The sequence below is a fragment of the Pseudoalteromonas sp. SS15 genome (assembly GCF_049257195.1).
GTDB lineage: Bacteria > Pseudomonadota > Gammaproteobacteria > Enterobacterales > Alteromonadaceae > Pseudoalteromonas.
Map to the genome: position 1 here is coordinate 1 of NZ_JBMMUD010000003.1, position 17248 is coordinate 17248.

Sequence of the window (17248 nt, forward strand, 5' to 3'; positions counted from 1 at the left end):
AGTCAGGTAAACAGGTAGGAAAGACAACCTTAAGCAAAGAAGGGCCAGGTTATATCAGGGCTAAATTATATATGGCAGCCGTCGTAGCAGGACAACATAACCCTGATATAAAGGAGCAAAAAAATAGGCTCATAAGGCATGGCAAAACAAAAATGCAAGCTATCGGTGCAGCTATGAGAAAGCTTGCTCACATCTGCTTTGGTGTTGTGAAGAATCAAACTGAATACCAGTCTCAAGTTGTTTAAATCAAACTTGAGACTGGTTAGGAGAGATGGTATCTACAAAACTAAAAATAGAGCACTCCATTGCGGCGGCTAAAATTGCTCATTTCACCTTACGCAAAAGTAACCTGGCTTCGCAACGTATATTTTGCACGATTGTAGGCGATGACTTTATGTCGCGCCAAAAAGCGCGTGGTAAACCCGCGTACATATCTGGTTTTGGCTGTCGTTGGATTGTCATCCTTACGAAGGTCAGAATTCATTATTGATAAAATAGACCCTGAAATAAATTCAGGGTGACGAAGGGTTTGGTTTATCCTGATAACTCGCAACTCGCAACTCGCAACTCGCAACTCGCAACTCGCAACTCGCAACTCGCAACTCGCAACTCGCAACTCGTAACTCGCTAACTACTCCCCATTAACTAAATTGACTACTTTTTAGTTTATTTAACTAAATCATGAAATTTGTCTCTTCTATAAAAACTCCAAGAAATTATTAAGTGTATGTTTTAAATGGTTTTTATCTTTTGGCACAAAGATTGGAATAACTCTAGTAACCCAATTGCCAAATGCATAGGAGCAGAACATGGCCTTAATCGACAGAATTGAAGATCTTATTAAATCAGAAATTAATGCGTTTTTAGACAAAGCAGAAGATCCACAAAAAATGACTGCGCAGATTGAGAGTGAGTTACAAGATGCCTTGGCTGAGTGTCGTTCAACTGCTGCACAAATTATTGCAGAGCAAAAAGGCTTATCAAGACAGCATGAAGATCTTGAAAAAGGTATTGAGCGTTGGCAGCAACAAGCTGAGCTAGCGGTAAGTAAAGGTCGTGATGATCTAGCAAAATCTGCACTTATCGAAAAGCAAAAGCTTGAAGACGCTCAGGAAGACAACCAAAAGCAAGCGGCACAATTAGAAGATGCGCTACACAAGCTGAATGAAGATGCCGCCAGGCTAAGTAATAAAATTGCTGAGGTAAAAGCAAAACAGCAGCAATTTTACAGAGCACAAAATAGCGCATTAGCAAGATTAAAAGTACGTAGCACGTTAAATAGTGAAGAAGTGCAAAACGTGTGTGCACGTTTCTCGCAACTAGAACAGAAAGTGGAGCGTATCGAAGCGCAAGTTGAAAGCTACGACCTTGGTAAAAATGATGTTTATCAAGAGTTCAAGCAAATGGAACAAGACGAAAAGCTAAGCGAAGAGCTGGCTGCATTGAAGCAAAAAGTGTCTGGCAAGCAGGCTGTAGAGCAATCAATTTCTGCACAGTAAATAAAAGTTTGCTAGGTATTAATTCGTTTTGACAGGCTCGGCGCAACGAGGCGCCTCCCTTGTTTTTCAGGAGTAAGGTTATGAATATGCAACAAACAACGAAAACATGTCGTCGTATTTTAGCGAGAAAGAAAATTGCAGGCGTATGTGCTGGGCTAGCAGAACGTTTTGATTTACCAGTATGGCTAACTCGAGTATTAACTTTGTTGGTATTTTTAAAGTTCCCAATGATGACGGTGATGGCATATGGATTATGCGCTGTACTGTGGCCAAAGCAGTAATTGCTAGATATTAAGTTGTAAAGACGTAGGAGGTAATTATGAAAACAGCATTGATTTTATTAGCAGCATTACTATTTATTAGCGCATTAAGCTGGGTTCAAACACCTGTTATGTTCTTTGCGATGCCTGAATTTATTTGGGAAATAAGCTGGGTCGGTATCGAGCTATTCGCGCTCTTAGCTGGCATTATTGCTGTGATCGCGCTGGTGGCATTAGTGAGTGTCGGAGTAATTGGATTGGTGTTAGTTGTGCTCATTGGGCTAGTGTTAGCATTATTATTTAATTCCATCTTTATTGCTCTGCCACTACTTATGTTAGTTGGATTAGCTTGGTTACTTAAGGAAGAGTCTCCAGCATATTAGATCTCTACCAGATCAAAGGGTTTCTTGATTTTTCATGCTATGATGTTGCAAGTTAAACTTTTTTCAAAGGAATAAGCATGTTATTAAGAACCCTTTCTCTGGCGGCGGCACTATTACTTTCTGGTTTATCGCAGGCACATGAAGGTCACAGTCACGACCATAGTCACGTACAAAAAGAACTCATGGTGACAGATGCTCAAATTCGAACATTCTTACCAGCGGCAAAATCAACTGCAGCTTATTTCACCATTCATAACCCGATGGATAAATCAGTTTTTCTAAAGAAAGCGACTATTCGTGGTATTGGGCGTGTTGAGATCCATGAGCATGTGCATAAAAATGGCATGATGCATATGCAAAGAGTTGAATCAGTTGAATTACCTGCGAATCAGCAAATAGTGTTTCAACCGGGTGGTTTTCATTTAATGGCTTTTGAGCCTGAGCATACATTAAAAGTCGGTGAAAAGCGCAAGTTGACGTTATATTTTGATAACGGCGATAGGCTGTATAGTTTTGTCGAAGTGGTATCCTTGAAAGATACTTTTGAAAAGCCAAAAAATTCTCATCATAACCACCATTAAGGAGGGTTTATGCAACAGCATTTAGGAAAAATTGCAGGCGGGTTAGCTGGTTTAGTTGTAATCGGCTATTTAATCGCGGTTTACTGGAGTTTTGAACCTGCGGCATTCAATGTCGTTGAAAAGGCTAAGCAAACTGCTGAGCAGCAACAAGTGAAATTAGTACCTGGTTATGTCACGTCAACAGCACTTATTGAAGTGAGTGAAACCTTACTAAATAAGCCAGGTGGGTATTTATCAAATGATAAAATGCCACCGAGTGTGTTTATGGATAATATGCCAGCGTGGGAATATGGTGCCCTTGAAATGGTGCGTGATTTGGCTTTGTCGATGCGAAAAGACTTCAGCCGCTCTCAATCTCAATCTACAGAACACCCTGCGCTAAAAAAAGCGCAGCCACAATTTAACATCAGCTCAACAGCTTGGATCTGGCCAAGTGCAGAAGGCGAGTATCAAGTAGGGATCGAGCAGTTAAAGCTGTACCGCGCGCAGATTGCGAACCCTCAAGATAGAGAGAGCCAGTTTTATGCGCGTGCAGATAATTTGCGTGGCTGGTTAAAAGAAGCTGAAAAACGTTTGGGTAGCTTAAGTCAAAGATTAAGCGCTAGTGTAGGGCAAGATAGAGTTAATACAGATCTCGCTGGTGACTCAGCGGCAAACCAAGCGACCAGTGCACCTAGTCATCATGTAGTGAAAACATCATGGTGGAAAATTGATGATGTTTTTTATGAGTCGCGCGGCGCAACTTGGGCATTATTGCACTTTTTAAAAGCGGTAGAACATGATTTTGCTGATGTACTTGAGAAAAAGAATGCTAAAGTTAGTTTACAGCAAATTATTCGCGAGCTTGAGTCAACGCAAGAAACCGTGTGGAGTCCAATGATTTTAAATGGTAATGGCTTTGGTTTTGTTGCTAACCACTCGCTGGTAATGGCAAACTATATATCAAGAGCAAATGCAGCTCTTATTGAACTCAGTGAACTTCTAGCGCAAGGATAAAAAATGAAAAAGTACTGTTTAGCTGCAGCATTATCAATGGCTTTCTTAGCACCCGTTGCAAAAGCAGATATGTTGTTAGGTTTATATGTAGGGGCTGACGGCTGGCAGAGTGAAAACTCAGGTAGTTTTGCTGGTAAAGGTCAGGCAGAAAATTTCAACTTTGAAGATAAGACATTCTCAAGCTACTATGCAGCGTTCGAGCACCCAGTGCCATTAATTCCAAACATTAAGCTGAAGTACACACAATTAGAGCTTGAAGGTAACACAACGTTAAATGAAACATTTGAGTTCGATGGTCAAAACTTCACCGTAAACACAGATGCACAACTAATGACTGACTTCAGTCATATTGACTACACGCTGTATTACGAATTATTTGACAACGATTTAGTGTCAATCGATTTCGGTGTAACGGTAAAGCATTTTGATGGCGATGCAACAGTTTCTGGTACAGTTGAAGGTCAGTCAAGAACTGAATCAATTGATTTCTCGGCGCCTATTCCACTAGGTTATTTACGTGGTGAAGTAGGTTTACCATTAACTGGTTTGAGCGTTTTTGCTGAAGGCAATCTATTGGCAATCGATGATAGCAAAATTCAAGATTACCAAGTAGGTATCGCTTGGGAAGTGATTGACAATCTAGCGGTCGATGTGGCGATCCGTGCAGGTTATCGTTCATTTATCATTGAATTAGATGATGTAGATGACATCAGCACGGATTTAGAAGCATCTGGCCCATTTGCGGGTATTCAGGTTCACTTCTAAGGTTTTAAAGCTAAAAGCTAAAAGCTAAAAGTAACGAGTTGGCGAGTTAAAAGTTAGCGAGTTACTGGCAGTGAATATATGTAGGCGCGGGTTTACCCCGCGCTTTTTTGTGCGTGATATAAAGTCAGCGCCTACAACCGTGCAAAATATACACTGCGAAGCAAGGTTACTTTTGTGCAAGGTGAAATGAGCAATTTTAGCAGCTGCAATGAAGTGCTCTATTTGTAGGACGTTATTTATGGCGTCAATTTAAAAGCTTTGTTGCACTAAAGTACAACCTACATTTGATTGAGTTTAGTGTCATACAAGCCATTATTTATAGTGAACTTTAAAATTATACTTTGACCCTTAACGAGCAAACTATCATTTGCTTACAGCTTACAGCTTACAGCTTACAGCTTACAGCTTACAGCTTACAGCTTACAGCTTACAGCTTACTGCTTACTGCTCTAGAACCTAACTCCATTCACAACTAAACTCTTCCTGCATCGCTTGCTCTAACAACAGCTTATACTGCTTATTTACCGGTGCAGTGATCAGGCGTTTTAGCTCCTCTCCGGTTTGAGTGAGTTTGTAATAACTTAATACTAACTCATTGCTCTTAGCTGTCAGCGTTAATTTCTGACCTTGAAAACTTAAAGTAAAACTCTGCCCTTGCTTTAGACTAGGGGATTCAATTTCTTTTCTATACATCAAACCAATATCCATCAAAGTGAGAATGTTGGGAAAACTCAAACCTGACTGGGCTAAATTAATAGATTCTTTATTTCCTTTACGTAAAAGGTCAAAGAAAGACGGCTTTTTATAGTAGCCAAGCATAATAAGGTAGCTGCCTTCATGCTCAACAAAACCGCATAAGGGCGCACATTTTTGAAGTGCATTGGCTTCTTTTTGGGTCATTTGTTTAAGCGCTTGTAAGCTTTTTATTGAAAATGTGCCAGGAGATAGGGTTTCACCCACTAAAATCTTAGCCCATAAAGTTTGCATAGCCTGGTTGGTAATGTCTTCAGCAAGCGCAATAAAATGTTCGAGCCAATCGGGATCTGGGCGACCTTTACTGATCACATCTGGGCACAGACTTAAGGCGCCAGCCATAATGGCTTCAATGTTAATTTGTCGCTGTATTTTTTGTAGCTGCTGCCTTTTTAGTGCGCGTTTGAGTGCTGAGTTATTCGATTGTACAGAGTACTCGACGGTGCGTTTACCTTGTGCTGAGTATTCAGATTGGTCAGACGCTTTTTTAAAAGAAGCCTTCTTTACCATTGGGTAACCAAGCTTTTCTTCAATCAGCAAAGCCAGATTTGCTTTAGAGTTCGCCTTCTTTACCGTCATTGCATGTCCTTATCAGCAAGTTGAATATGTGAACGTAAATTATTTACGCTGGAAGTAAACATTTTATCGGCCAGTGAACGAATATATAAAACAATAATGCCTCCACTCACCGTAGAATGAATGGTGCCTGTCAATGAGTGGTTGATAGTTAATGTATGTTCATTGTGAATAAGGCTTAAGTTTCCAAGCAATGCATGCTCATTGTTGATCAAGATAGAGTACTGTAGGTGTCTTTGAGATACTTCAGTAATAGTAACCTCAATATTGGCACTCGAGGTTTGTAAAAATACATTTGCGCCTAAAGTATTGCTTGGAGATGAAATATCAATACTGAGCTTTGAGCTGAACTTATCCCACGCCATAAGCTGAGGCCAGTGTTTCAAGTCAAATAAGAGAGGCCTTACTTGTTCATCAGAGCCCTTGAGGTCACTTGTTTGCTGAATACTAAAATGCCGCGGTAAAAACACCAGTACCAGAAGCACAAGCACCATGGTTAGTAAGCTAAACTTTAACGTTTTGGCACGAATAGAAATAACCGTACTCCTCAAATGATATTGGCTGGTTTTTACTTTTATTTCGATAAGATAGTCTATACTAATTCAATGACCTAAATAAATAAGTTGCAATTAAGCAATTGATGTTGAAGTCATTAGGGTTTACCTCTGCTAACAATTAAGATATACCTTAAAGCAAGCGAACATACCCACTTCATTTACGTTTTATTAAAAATAATAAAACTTTAACTAAAGCGGTAGAAGTTGAAGGAATTTGAATGGCGTCTGAGCAAGATGACTTTTTGTTTTTAGATCATGAAGATGATACACCAGAAAATAACGAGCCTCAGGGCTTTTGGGATATTCTGGTTGTTGACGATGATCCTGAAATACACTCGGTGACCAAACTTGCTTTATCTGGCGTTGAGTTTTGGGGCAAGGCGTTGCGCTTTCATCATGCTTATTCAGGTGAAGAGGCAATTAACGAGTTAATCCACCATCCTGAAATATGCTTATTGCTGCTTGATGTGGTGATGGAGTCAGACGACGCTGGTCTTAAAGTTGTCAAAAAAGTTCGAGACGACCTCGATAATCACAATGTTCGAATTATTCTAAGAACTGGCCAACCTGGGCATGCGCCTGAAGAGCAAGTTATTCGTGAATACGACATCAATGACTACAAAATGAAAACCGAGCTTACGCGAAGTAAGTTAGTGACGTCATTAATGACCGCTTTGCGTTCGTTTCAACAAATATGTGAGCTAGAAGCCCAAAGTGAAGGTTTAACGAATATTTTAAGTGCCTCCAATGCGATTTTAGGGCACAACAATATCAGTGGTTTTAGTCAGGCTGTGGTGATGCAGTTAGCTAATATTTTAGCGAATGACGCCAATGGCTTTGTATGTGCTCAAGTTTCAGGTACTAATTCATTGGTTTTGTTAGGTGGCACAACGCAATATCACGAGTTTATAGGGCAAGGTGTTGAGCAACTCGACAATGGCCGTGCGATTATGCAGGTCAAAACTTGCATTGAGCAGCAATGTCATCAACAAACAGAACATGACCTCACGCTATTCCTTGAAAAAAACAATGAACAGGCGGCGATTTTTATTGAACTAGCTTTACCTCCGATGCCGCGGCAAATTCAGTTCGCTGAGATCTTCTTAGCCAACGTCAGTGTAGGCTTAGATAACATTAAGCTATTCAGCCAGATCAGAGAAGTTGCATATAAAGACCCCTTAACAAAGTTAGCAAATCGCACTAGCTTTGTAGAGCACTTAGAGAAAACACCTTGTGACGAAGGCTTATCTTTAATTTTGTTAGACATTGCTCAGTTCTCAGACATCAATAATGGCTTAGGACAAGAAGTGGGCAATCAATTACTGATGGCTGTAATGCAGCGCCTAGAGCAAGATATCCCTAACGCAAAAGCCTTAGCTAGAATTGGCGCTGACGTTTTTGCGTTTTTACTACCGACCAGCTCTTTTAATGAAGAGTTGCTCGTTGATGCGCTTACCATTCCTTATCAGTTAAAAGAGCATTTATTGTCTATTCACTTTCACATTGGCTTATGTAAATGTGAAGACTTCAGTGACACAGGTCTAGAAACCTTGAAAAAAGGTTACATAGCGCTTAACCAAGCAAAGCAGAGTCATAAGGTTTTTGATTGGTATACATCAGACTTAGAAGAAAAAATGGCATGGCGTTTAGGTTTGATCAGGCAATTAAGAAGTGACTTTGAGCAACACAAATTAGAAGTTTGGTACCAGCCACAATTTTCTCTAAAAACGCAGCAAATTATAGGTTGTGAGGCGTTATTACGCTGGCCATCGGGGAATGGGCGCTATATTTCCCCTGGTATTTTTGTGCCACTGGCTGAAAGCTCAGGTTTGATTGTTGAAATAGGGCAATGGGTGCTTGAGCAAGCTTGTCAGCAGCAAAAACGTTTTGCTCAATTAGGGCTGGATATTTGTGTCGCTGTAAACGTGTCGGTGCCTCAATTTAAAACGCCCGACTACGCTAAAACAGTGATGAATACACTAGAGCAATATCAGGTGCCAAGTAGCAAAATAGAGCTTGAAGTCACTGAAAGTGTGGTAATGGATGAAATAGGAAGTGTCATTGATACACTAGACGAGTTAAAACGTTATGGTATTGAAGTGGCCATCGATGACTTTGGCACAGGTTTTTCTTCATTAAGCTATTTGCAAAAATTGCCTTTATCTCGTCTCAAAATCGACAGAGCTTTCATTAAAGACATTCCTGACAGTGATACTGGCGCGATTGCTGAATTAATCGTGTCACTTGGTAAAAACCTTGGTTTAAAAACCATTGCCGAAGGTGTTGAAACGCAAGTTCAATTAGAGCGTTTACAGCAAATGGGCTGTGATGAAATTCAAGGCTTCTTACTCGGCAAGCCTATGCCGGTTGATGAACTGATGGTGTTTGCTCAGAATAAGCTTGGCTCTTAGATTTTACTTTCAACTCTTATTTTTAAATTTTCGAAAAAATTAAAGGATGCACTTTTAATGTGGGTCGTCATTTCTGGCGACAAAGTATTTTTCATTTCGGTAGCACCGACTTATCGTGCAAAATACACATTGCGAAGCAAGGTTACTTTTGCGCAAGGTGAAATGAGCAATCTTAACAGCTGCAATGGAGTACTTAATCTGTAGTTTTTAGGTCGTCTTATGGCGACAAAGTATTTTTCATTTCGGTAGCACCGACTTTATGTCGGGTAATTTAAATCAGCAAGATTTAAACATTTTGTTGCGCTAAAGCACAACCTACAGGAGCTTGGTTTTGTATTCTGCAGGCCATCGTTTATGGCAACAAGAAAATAAGTGTAATATTTTGATGAAGTTTATAATTAAAAAAGATGAAATTTAGAAGTTTTAAGAAAAATTCTTGAATCTGAAAACACAGAAGAGAAGATGGGGCGACTGATGGGGCTCGAACCCACGACAACCGGAATCACAATCCAGGGCTCTACCAACTGAGCTACAGCCGCCGCAATACCACCTTGTTTGGTGTGGCGCGCATAATACATAAAAAAACTCGGCTTGCAAAGCATAAATTCGATTTTATTTAAATTTAATGAAAAAGTATTTTTTCATAAAGGTAAAGTTCATATTCAGCATGTATAATGCGCAAAAAATCACTCATCAAAAAAATTAAGGAGAGTGCATGGACGTTCTAATCAACTGGATCAACGAAAATTCAGATCTAATTACTCACTATATTTTGCAAGGCATTTTAGCCATCGTAATCCTACTATTAGGGTTAAAGGTCGCTAAGTTCTTTGGTAATTTAACCGAGAAAGCATTTGCAAAAAGAAAAATTGATAAAGCGGTTGCTGGCTTTATCTCAAATATTGTCTACGCGCTGGTATTCGCTGCGACGGTATTAATGGCCTTATCGCAAGTTGGTATCGAAACAACATCGTTCGTTGCTATCTTAGGTGCTGCAGGCTTAGCCGTAGGTTTGGCGCTTCAAGGCTCTTTATCTAATTTTGCTTCAGGTGTGTTAATTATCATTCTTCGCCCGTTCAAGTCTGGTGACTATATTGAAGCAGGTGGAAAAGCGGGTAGCGTTGAACGCATAGAGATATTTGCGACAGAATTACGCACTCCAGATAATAAAGTCATCATCATGCCTAACTCAGCAATCATGGGTGGCGCGATTGTAAATTACTCTCGCCAAAAAACTCGCCGTATCGATTTAGTTATCGGTGTGAGTTATGACGCAGATCTTCGCCAAGCAAAAGAAGTGTTAAAGAGTGTACTAGACAAAGAGTCCCGTATATTAAAAGATCCAGCCTATACTGTTGCTGTTTCTGAACTAGCTGATTCAAGCGTAAACTTTGTTGTTAGACCTTGGGTTAACACAACAGAGTATTGGCCCACTTACTTCGCTTTGGTCGAGAACATTAAAATCGCTTTAGACGAAGCAAATATTGCTATCCCATATCCACAAATGGATGTTCACCTACATAAAGATTAATTACAGGGTAATTTATAAATGAAATTAAAACTTTTATCTCTTTGCGTTATTGCAGCAACCTCTTTTCAAAGTTTCGCGGAAGAAGCGAAAGAGCAGAAAACATGGGATGTAACAAGTGAAGTAGGTGCGATTATCACCAGTGGTAACACCTCAACTACTACACTTAAAGGTGGCATCAAAGCAAAGCATCACTTAGAAAACTGGAATAACGAGTACAAGCTAAGTGGCATCTATAAAGAAGATGAAATCGATAATGATGCGGGTGAGCGTGAGAAAAAGCGTACCAATGAAAAGTATTCAGCATCAGCACAAGGTAACTATAAGCTAAATGAAGATCATAGCCACTTATTTGTCTATGGCTCATATGACTCAGATTACTTTGGTGCATACCGTAATGAAGCTGTACTTTCTGTAGGTTATGGCTTACGTTTACTTAATCGTAGCGATATGTATTTAAATGCTGAAATCGGTCCTGGTGTTAAGCGCTTTGAACACCAAGAGGATAGCTCTGACCTTGATGAAAATGGTTTTTCATTAGCTGGAGAAACAGAAAGTGAAGCAATTGGTGTTGCTAAGTTAGATTATAACTGGCAGATCTCTGATAACGCACGTTTCACTCAACTAGTTGCCGTTGAATATGGTGATACCAACACAAAAACGGTATCTGAATCTGCACTATTGACAAAAATCAACGGCTCACTACAGATGAAATTTGCTTATAACATCACGCATAACTCAGATGTAAGTGATGATAAAGAAAATACAGATACTGAAACGTCTTTAACATTAGTTTACAGCTTTTAACAGAGCATTGTCGTAAACTTGTAATATAGACAAAAAAAGGGGCGCTAGCCCCTTTTTCTATGTATGGTAATTCGTGTAGAATATGCAATCTTTTTGGCCATAGCTTATAGGATTTAAGTTTGAATATGTTTTTTAAACGTGTTTTTGTATTGATTTTAATGCTTTTTTCAAGCATTTCACTGGCATTTACACCAACCCAAGCACAAATTGAACAGTTTAAAAAATTGCCAAGAGCTCAGCAAGAAGCACTTGCGAAGCAATATGGCATCAATTTATCTTCTTTAGGAAATGTCTCTCAGCAGTCAGAAACATCGATTCAAGCAAAGCAATCTGTGAATGAACGTGAGTTAGAGGCTGATGAACAAAAGAACGAAATCGCGCGTTTAAATCCGACCGAAAAACCTCTCCAGCCGTTTGGTTATGCGCTTTTTTCTGGAAGCCCGACGACTTTCGCTCCGCCTGAAAATGCATCAGTACCAGATACTTATGTGCTAAGCCGAGGTGATGTAGTCAATGTTACTTTCTATGGTAAAGAAAGCGCTTCTCATACTATTAAAATAGACAATGAAGGTCGTTTATCGATCCCAAACTTTTCACCTGAGCAAGTTGCTGGCCTTAAATATGGTGAGTTTAAAAAGCTAATTCAAAATAAAATCGAAAAAGAAGCAATTGGTTTAAACGTTTTCGTTTCAATGTCTCAATTAAATCCAATGCGAATTTTAGTTGTTGGTGAAGCTTACAAACCAGGTAGTTTTATGGTTTCGCCACTATCTACAGTGACTCATGCTTTATATGCTTCGGGTGGTGTGACTGATATAGCAAGTTTGAGAAATATTCAAGTAAAGCGAAATGGTAAAACAGTCGCTACTTTAGACTTATACGACCTGCTTCTAGATGGTAACACCGAGGGGGACATTAACCTTCGCTCTGGTGATGTCGTGTTTATTCCATCGGTTGGCCCACAAATAACAGTAAAGGGTGCAGTTAAAAGAGAAGGTGTTTTTGAATTAACGCAAGAAGATGATCAAGCATCATTGGTAAAAATGTTTGGTGGCTTTAAAGAAAATGCATTCACTAAGAATGTAACTGTCCGCCGAATTGTCGATGGTGCTAAAAGCCGCATTGTTTCAGCTGATTTTTCTAATTTAATAAATGGTTTTAAACCAAAAGCTGGAGATCAACTTACTGTAAAAGAAGTGAGTGAAGTAGTTACAAATTCAGTAACTTTAATCGGTGCGGTTGTTAGACCTGGATCGTACGAATGGTATGAAGGTATTACCGTTGATAAGTTGTTTTTAAACTTCCGAGATGACTTACTTCCTCAAGCCGATTTTAATTACTCAATTATTGTCAGAGAGAAATCTGCACTAGGTGAAATTGAGGTAGTTCAATTCTCTCTTGCAGACGCGCTTCAAAACAAAAATATTGCTCTGAAGAAGAATGATGAGATCTATGTTTTTAGTCGTTTTCAGATGAAGCAAGTAGAAGAGCTTGCATTAGCAAATTTAGCGTTGACAGAAGAGCAAAAGCGTCAACAAGAAAAAGTAAAGCTATGGCATGTTTTTGAGTTTGAAAACTTTAAGAGTTCAATCAAATTACCCGATGAAGCATTAGAAGAAGCGCTAGCATCCCAAAATAAATCAAAAAAGGACAAGTTTGCCAACTTTAGCCGTAAAGAGTTGTTGAAGCCTGTTTTAAAGCGCTTAGAATTCCAAAGCTCTAATCTCATAAAACCAAATACTTTTGAAGTGCGTGGGCAAGTTCGATTCCCAGGAAAATACCCACTTTCGTCAAACTCATCAGTTCAGTTAGCGATCGATGCTGCGGGTGGTTTGTTAGAATCAGCATTTACTGAAAAGGCAGAGCTAACAAGGTTTATTAACACAGAAGCTAGTCTTTTTGAGCATCTGCAAATCGATATTAATGATGAAAAAGTCTTAGCTATGCAACTGGAAGGCAAAGACACATTAAATGTACTCATGCAACCGAATTGGCAAGATGATTACAAGGTGAATCTTGCGGGAGAAGTTCGTTTCCCAGGAACCTACACCGTAAACCGCGGTGAAACTCTATATGATGTGATTGAGCGTGCTGGTGGTTTATCGGCTCATGCAGAACCTAAAGCCGCGATTTTTACTAGGCTAGCTATTAAAGAGCAAGAACAGGCCCAGTTATCTAAACTTTCTGATGAATTAAGACGAGAAATCGCATCTAAGAGTTTTCAGCAATCAGTTGGTGGTGGAAGCTCAATTAACTATGATGAAATGAGCAGGCTTTTGAATGATTTGGCTAATGTGGAAGCTGTTGGAAGGTTAGTAATAGATTTGCCAGATATTTTACAAAAAGAAGAGCTTTTAATTTTGCAAGATGGCGACTCTTTATATGTACCAGGTAGACAAGACTCTATTTCAATTATCGGTGAAGTTAATTACTCATCCTCGCATTTGTATAAATCAGGTGTATCAATAGAACAGTATTTAGAGTTGAGTGGTGGCATCAAAGACCGAGCAAATGAAGAGCAGATTTATGTAATCAAAGCAAATGGTGCTGTTTTCATTCCTAAGTCATCGGGGTGGTTCTCTGTTAATTACCATAGCCAATTAGAGCCCGGCGATACGATTGTTGTGCCGATGGACCCTTCACATATGGATAATTTAACCCTTTGGAATACAGCAACCCAGATACTATTTCAACTGTCAGCAAGTATTGCTGCAATTACGAGAATTTAAGAGTAATTTTGAGCTCGATATGATATTAACTTACTTTATAACAATATTCATGATAGGTGTTTTAGTATCCAGTATATGTGTACTAATTTTACATAAATTAGCTATACCTTTAGGATTACTTGACACTCCTTGTGAAAGAAAAGCTCACAGCGGAAATGTACCATTAGTAGGAGGTCTTGCTGTCTTTTTGGCTTTGTCAGTTATGTCGCTACTTTTCCTAGAACCTAGTGTAAATAGAAATCTTTTTCTTATTGCAAATGCAATAATTGTTTTTATAGGTGTACTTGACGATAAGTATGATTTAACAGTTAGATCTCGGTTAATAGGGCAAAGTTTAGTCTCTTTAATATTGATTGCAGGACTAGAAAATCATTTTTTTCATTTAGGTGATTTATTCTCATTTGGAGGGAACCTTGAGCTTCATGCGTTTGGTATTCCGTTTACTGTACTAGCAATTTTAGCTGTAATTAATGCATTTAATATGATTGACGGGATAGATGGGTTACTAGGTTTTGTCTCTGCCATCTTTTTTATAGCCCTTGGTATTCAAGCGTGCGTTAATGGTAATTCTTTTATTTTATTAATTTGCCTTCTTTTTGTTGCTTGCTTAATTCCTTTCCTGATGGCTAACTTAGGTCTAAAACCAATAGGAAATAAAAAGATCTTCATGGGAGATGCTGGCTCTATGTTTATGGGGTTGTCAATTGTTTGGTTAACCGTTGAATCAACACAAAGTGCTGAGCCAATAGTTCGCCCTGTCACCGTTCTTTTCTTTGCGGCTTTACCTATTATTGATATGGTTGCGATCATCATCCGCAGGTTACGAAAAGGGAAGTCTCCATTTGTTGCTGATAGAGATCATATACACCATATTTTTATGAGGGGGGGCTTAACACCTAAGCAAACTCTATTCGTTTTGTCATTTTTGTCGCTACTCGGTGCACTGTTAGGCTTAACCCTTGAATATTTTGATACGCCAGATGTAGTAGTCTTATTCCTTTTTGGGGTTATGTGTTTAGGGTATAGCTTTATGGTCATTCATTCATGGAAGTTTTGTCGGTGGCTTCGTTTAAGAGTTCCCAATGCCAAAGGTTGATCTTATTAAATTATTTAGTTGAGTAAAGTGAATGAGTTTTAAAGTGAATGATAACGGAGATAGCTTTTTTTTAGATGAGCTATTCAAATATATTTTATCTAAATGGCTATTTTTATTCATTTCTTCAGGTATTGGTTTTGCTTTTGCAGTTTACTTCTCTCTGCAGTTACCGAATATTTATAAAGCAGAAGCATTACTAGCCCCTTCAGGTAATGAAGGGGGAAGTTCAGAACTCGCGAGTTTAAGTGGCCAATTTGGAGGTTTAGCTTCTATGGCTGGGATTAACCTTGGTGGTAGTAACCAGCTAAATAAAACAGAATTGGCTGTAACTGTCTTACAATCAAGACGCTTTTTAAGTGAATTTATTGAAAAGCGAGATATCCTTCCAGACCTAATGGCTGCAGAGTCATGGAATTTAAGCACAGATCAAGTGTTTTATAACCCATTACTTTATGATGCCCAAACAAAGGAATGGATTCGAGTTGTTGATAAGCCTTTGTTACCTAAGCCTTCTATCCAAGAAGCTTACGAAGTGTTCAAAAGCATAGTTTCAATAAAAGAAAATACAGATATAGGCACTTATACCCTTAGCGTCGAGCATTTGTCACCATCGGTTGCTAGGCAGTGGGTTGACTGGTTAGTTGAAGATATAAATGAAAAAATTAAGCAAAGAGATTTGTTAGAGGCTAAGAAAAGTACAGATTACCTGAGTGAACAGTTAGAGCTAGTTCAGGTTTCTGAGATGAAGAATGTGCTATATCGATTGATAGAAGAGCAAGCGAAAACGATTATGTTTGCTCGAGTAAGGGATGAGTATGTTTTTCAAACAATAGATCCAGCTCTGACACCTGAGAGAAAATTTAAACCTAAAAGAGCTCTAATTTGTGTATTAGGTGCCCTTTTGGGTGGGGTTCTTGTGATAATATTACTTATAGTTAGATTTAACATTAAAGCCACGAGTAAACGCTCTTAAAAAGCTGTTTTCTTGGGTTGATTATTGTTTTTTAAAATAGAAGGTTTCCATGCAGACTTTATTAGAGTCCTCACAAGTGGCCGTAATAGGTCTAGGTTACGTTGGTCTACCATTAGCGGTAGAGCTGTCAAAAAAATACAATGTTTTGGGTTTTGACATTAATTCAGCGCGTGTTGAAGAGTTGCAGTCTGGTCATGACTCAACATTAGAAGTATCAGATGAGGCACTTCAAGCAGCGACATCACTACGTTTTGCTAGTAATAAGTGCGAACTTTCAGACAGCACTGTATACATTGTTACTGTACCTACGCCAATTGATGACAATAACGCTCCTGACTTAACTCCATTACAAAAAGCTTCTGAAATGCTGGGTGAGTTTGTGAAAAAGGGTGATGTTGTTATTTATGAGTCAACAGTTTACCCAGGTGCGACAGAAGAAGTGTGTTTACCTATCATCGAAAAAGTGTCTGGTTTAACATTCAACAAAGACTTCTTTGCTGGTTATTCTCCTGAGAGAATTAATCCAGGCGACAAGGTTAACACTCTTACAAAAATCATGAAAATCACCTCGGGCTCAACGCCAGAAGTTGCTGACTTTGTTGATGCTCTGTACGGCTCAATTGTTGAAGCTGGTACGCATAAAGCAAGCTCGATTAAAGTTGCAGAGGCTGCAAAGGTTATTGAAAATACACAGCGTGACTTAAATATCGCAATTATTAATGAGTTTGCGAAAATCTTTAATCGTTTGCACATCGATACAGAAGAAGTACTTAACGCCGCTGGCACTAAGTGGAATTTCTTAAAGTTCAAGCCAGGCTTGGTTGGTGGTCACTGTATCAGTGTTGACCCTTATTACCTGACACATAAAGCGCAAGAAGTAGGCTACCGCCCAGAAGTTATCTTAGCGGGTCGTCGAATTAATGATGGTATGGGTGAGTATGTAGCCACTCAATTGGTTAAGAAGTTATCAAGTAAGAAAATCCATATTGATGAAGCGAAAGTGCTTATTCTAGGTTTTACTTTCAAAGGCGATTGTCCTGATGTTCGTAACACTAAAATCATCGATATCGTGAAAGAGTTACAAGATTTCAATATGTCTGTGGATGTCTATGATGATTGGGCAAATCCAGAAGAAGTTAAACACGAGTACGGTATTGACCTAATCACTGAGCTAGAAGAAGGCAAGTACGACGGTGTTGTATTGGCGGTAGACCATTCAGAGCTAAAAGAAATGGGCGAGAAGAAACTACGTGCATTCGGTAAAGAAAATCACGTACTTTACGATGTGAAGCATGTGTTAAAACCTTCAGAAGCAGATATTAGACTTTAAGGAA

16 protein-coding genes and 1 tRNA gene are annotated in these 17248 nt (G+C 39.1%); 14 read left to right on the plus strand and 3 right to left on the minus strand.

The window, feature by feature from the left end:
• The 7 genes from AAEU28_RS07050 to AAEU28_RS07080 form a co-directional block, all read left to right on the plus strand.
• On the plus strand, window positions 1-245 hold a 245-nt coding region (locus AAEU28_RS07050), incomplete at its 5' end, for a transposase (protein WP_421963492.1).
• Between the two features lie 564 nt (window positions 246-809).
• A complete protein-coding gene (locus AAEU28_RS07055; RefSeq protein WP_421963493.1) occupies window positions 810-1499 on the plus strand; it encodes a PspA/IM30 family protein in 690 nt (229 codons plus the stop codon).
• Between the two features lie 80 nt (window positions 1500-1579).
• A complete protein-coding gene (locus tag AAEU28_RS07060; RefSeq protein WP_390446544.1) occupies window positions 1580-1780 on the plus strand; it encodes a PspC domain-containing protein in 201 nt (66 codons plus the stop codon).
• Between the two features lie 38 nt (window positions 1781-1818).
• Window positions 1819-2142 (plus strand): hypothetical protein, encoded by a 324-nt coding sequence (locus AAEU28_RS07065; RefSeq protein WP_058028692.1) that lies wholly within the window; start codon window positions 1819-1821, stop codon window positions 2140-2142.
• 77 nt (window positions 2143-2219) lie between these two features.
• Window positions 2220-2723, plus strand: coding sequence for a copper chaperone PCu(A)C (locus AAEU28_RS07070; RefSeq protein ID WP_421963494.1), 504 nt, complete (start codon window positions 2220-2222; stop codon window positions 2721-2723).
• A 9-nt stretch (window positions 2724-2732) separates the two neighbouring features.
• Window positions 2733-3719 (plus strand): DUF2333 family protein, encoded by a 987-nt coding sequence (locus AAEU28_RS07075; RefSeq protein ID WP_421963495.1) that lies wholly within the window; start codon window positions 2733-2735, stop codon window positions 3717-3719.
• A 3-nt stretch (window positions 3720-3722) separates the two neighbouring features.
• Complete coding sequence (locus AAEU28_RS07080; protein ID WP_421963496.1) at window positions 3723-4484, plus strand: TIGR04219 family outer membrane beta-barrel protein; 762 nt, start codon at window positions 3723-3725, stop codon at window positions 4482-4484.
• A gap of 456 nt (window positions 4485-4940) precedes the next feature.
• On the opposite strand, the gene AAEU28_RS07085 is transcribed toward AAEU28_RS07080, so the two are convergent.
• Together AAEU28_RS07085 and AAEU28_RS07090 are read right to left on the minus strand one after the other, a co-directional pair.
• On the minus strand, window positions 4941-5816 hold the full coding sequence (locus tag AAEU28_RS07085; RefSeq protein ID WP_421963497.1) for a TIGR03899 family protein: 876 nt from the start codon (window positions 5814-5816) through the stop codon (window positions 4941-4943).
• Window positions 5813-6307 (minus strand): hypothetical protein, encoded by a 495-nt coding sequence (locus tag AAEU28_RS07090; protein ID WP_421963498.1) that lies wholly within the window; start codon window positions 6305-6307, stop codon window positions 5813-5815. Before AAEU28_RS07090 ends, AAEU28_RS07085 begins: the two co-directional genes overlap by 4 nt.
• Before the next feature lie 281 nt (window positions 6308-6588).
• On the opposite strand from AAEU28_RS07090, the gene AAEU28_RS07095 reads away from it, so the two are divergent.
• Window positions 6589-8781 (plus strand): bifunctional diguanylate cyclase/phosphodiesterase, encoded by a 2193-nt coding sequence (locus AAEU28_RS07095; RefSeq protein WP_421963499.1) that lies wholly within the window; start codon window positions 6589-6591, stop codon window positions 8779-8781.
• 463 nt (window positions 8782-9244) lie between these two features.
• Here AAEU28_RS07095 and AAEU28_RS07100 read toward each other — a convergent pair.
• Window positions 9245-9320: transfer RNA gene (locus AAEU28_RS07100), tRNA-His, on the minus strand.
• 176 nt (window positions 9321-9496) lie between these two features.
• On the opposite strand from AAEU28_RS07100, the gene AAEU28_RS07105 reads away from it, so the two are divergent.
• The 6 genes from AAEU28_RS07105 to tviB all read left to right on the plus strand — a co-directional run bounded on the left by AAEU28_RS07105 (window position 9497) and on the right by tviB (window position 17244).
• On the plus strand, window positions 9497-10312 hold the full coding sequence (locus AAEU28_RS07105; RefSeq protein ID WP_421963500.1) for a mechanosensitive ion channel family protein: 816 nt from the start codon (window positions 9497-9499) through the stop codon (window positions 10310-10312).
• Between the two features lie 18 nt (window positions 10313-10330).
• The gene (locus tag AAEU28_RS07110; RefSeq protein ID WP_421963501.1) at window positions 10331-11116 is read left to right on the plus strand and encodes a DUF481 domain-containing protein; all 786 of its coding nucleotides are present in this window, start codon (window positions 10331-10333) and stop codon (window positions 11114-11116) included.
• 125 nt (window positions 11117-11241) lie between these two features.
• Entirely contained in the window at window positions 11242-13845 is a 2604-nt protein-coding gene (locus tag AAEU28_RS07115) for an SLBB domain-containing protein (RefSeq protein WP_421963859.1), read from the plus strand.
• 19 nt (window positions 13846-13864) lie between these two features.
• Entirely contained in the window at window positions 13865-14941 is a 1077-nt protein-coding gene (gene wecA, locus AAEU28_RS07120; RefSeq protein WP_421963502.1) for a UDP-N-acetylglucosamine--undecaprenyl-phosphate N-acetylglucosaminephosphotransferase, read from the plus strand.
• A 31-nt stretch (window positions 14942-14972) separates the two neighbouring features.
• Window positions 14973-15914: a Wzz/FepE/Etk N-terminal domain-containing protein gene (locus AAEU28_RS07125; RefSeq protein WP_421963503.1), complete on the plus strand. Its 942-nt coding sequence runs from the start codon at window positions 14973-14975 to the stop codon at window positions 15912-15914.
• 49 nt (window positions 15915-15963) lie between these two features.
• Complete coding sequence (gene tviB / locus AAEU28_RS07130; RefSeq protein ID WP_421963504.1) at window positions 15964-17244, plus strand: Vi polysaccharide biosynthesis UDP-N-acetylglucosamine C-6 dehydrogenase TviB; 1281 nt, start codon at window positions 15964-15966, stop codon at window positions 17242-17244.
• Window positions 17245-17248 lie beyond the last annotated feature (4 nt).